Here is a 2098-nt window from a genome sequence, read left to right on the forward strand (position 1 = left end):
GAGTCCTGTACAATACAGGATTCAATCCCTTGTAGCTTAGCTCTCAAATTTGTCTAACTTTTTGGGGTCAGATCAGACCGGGGCGGCTATTTTTGTGGCGTATTATTATTTTTGTCAAAGGTATATCCAAGATAAAAATATGCTATAATGTAAAAAAATCGACATTTGCTGGAATGGAGGATGTATGAAGAAGAAAATAATGATGATTGCTGCTTTTGTGCTCGTAATGATTGGTTTCTATGGGCTATATCGTTTCAATTATATTCCGCATAGAAAATACACAAATGCAGATTTCAATATAGAAACTTACAAAAGCCATACGGACAAAGATCATGATGGTATAGATGACCAGACAGATATCTTAAATAATGCAAAGAATTACATAAAAACGAAGCCTAAATATAAAAGTAAATATTACAACACAGGTTATCCCAACGATGGATATGGTGTTTGTACGGATGTCGTAGCTTTTGCATTAAAAGATGCAGGATATGATTTGATGACATTAGTCAATGAAGATATTGAAGCGAATAAAAAATTATACGACATAGAGACCATTGATAAAAATATAGATTTTAGAAGAGTTAAAAACTTAAAAGTATATTTTGACAGGAATGCGATCAGTCTTACCACGGATATCAATCAAATAGAAGAATGGCTAGGTGGAGATATTGTTGTATTTAAAAATCACATCGGAATCGTATCAGATCATAGAAATAAAAAAGGCATCAATTTTGTTATACACCATGTGAATCTTTATCAGAAATATTACGAAGAAGACATTTTAGAATATCGTCATGATATAGTTGGACATTATAGAATGAGTTAAGGAATTCGTTTACATGATGTAGAACAATTATGTGGAGAAGTGAATTTCAGTTTGAGTGGGCGACTATATTCTAATAGAAAAAGAACTTTTTGATATTTTCACAGATGCGTGATAATATGATTAATGTAAGAGGATCCCGGAGGCCGAAAGGTTTCCGGGGTTTTTCTGTTGAAATAATATGATTGAAAATCACAGAGAACAGTAGAATTAATGAATGAAGAATGATAGAATTAGATTTTAAATAATAGTTGTGGAAGGAGATATCGATGATAAAGGAATCTTTTGAATATAATTCAGATATAGTTAACGACCTGAGTAGCCCTGGAAAGCCGGAGGATGCATCTTTTATGCGCGAGGCTATTCGTCTTTCACAACTTGCCGTAGAACATGGAAATGAGCCTTTTGGGGCGGTGCTGGTAAAAGATGAAGAAATTGTATTTACGAATGAAAATCAGATTTATACAAGACATGATCCGACCTTTCATGGAGAAGCCGGACTGATTCGTGAATTCTGTGCAAAGACATCAATCACAGATTTGCATGACTATACGCTTTATTCCAGCTGTGAGCCGTGTTTTATGTGCAGTGGCGCAATGGTCTGGGTGAAATTAGGCCGATTAGTATACGGTGCAAGCAATAGCGATTTAGAGGCGATACTTGGTAACGAAGGATGTAATTGTTCAAAGATTGTTTTTGACAATTCCTTTTGGCAGCCACAGGTAACAGCTGGTATTCTTCGGAACGAAAGTCTCATGATTCTGAAGGCTTATTTTGATACGCATGCAAAAGGTTGATAGGGTATATTGATCAAAAATAATTACGCAATTGTAAAATAATAATGCCATTCATGGTTGAAATCCGGCTATGAAAGACAGCAAATAGGTGGGTATCGTTTGTTTGGGACAAACAATTTTGACAATATAAATATAATATAGACGGATATGCAGCAATAACTAAAAAAATCAAATTAGTGTATATGAGAAATAAAATTCGATATATTATTAAAAAAATCAAAAAAACTGTTGACAATTTAAATCTGGGATGATATTATATACAAGCTGTCAGCGAGAACAACGCGAAACAGTACAGAATCAGTCAGATCAAAAAGAAATTTGAAAATAAATGAAAAAAGTTGTTGACAAACTTCTTCTGATTTGATAAAATAGACAAGCTGCTTCAAACGAGCGGCAACGAACTTTGATAATTGAACAACAAAACAATCCCGAAAATTCCTAAAAAGAATTTTTAAGAACACAAACCAAAGTAAAA

The 2098-nt window shown here is 33.7% G+C and carries 2 protein-coding genes; both read left to right on the forward strand.

Features of this window, described 5'->3' with window-relative positions; translation table 11 throughout:
* Positions 1–184: 184 nt before the first annotated feature.
* Positions 185–829: a DUF1287 domain-containing protein gene (locus HED67_RS00010; RefSeq protein ID WP_221717119.1), complete on the forward strand. Its 645-nt coding sequence runs from the start codon at positions 185–187 to the stop codon at positions 827–829.
* 266 nt (positions 830–1095) lie between these two features.
* Entirely contained in the window at positions 1096–1623 is a 528-nt protein-coding gene (locus tag HED67_RS00015; RefSeq protein WP_330656639.1) for a nucleoside deaminase, read from the forward strand.
* Positions 1624–2098: the final 475 nt, after the last annotated feature.

It is taken from the genome of Pseudocoprococcus catus (assembly GCF_019734885.1).
GTDB classification, from domain to species: Bacteria; Bacillota; Clostridia; order Lachnospirales; family Lachnospiraceae; genus Coprococcus_A; species Coprococcus_A catus.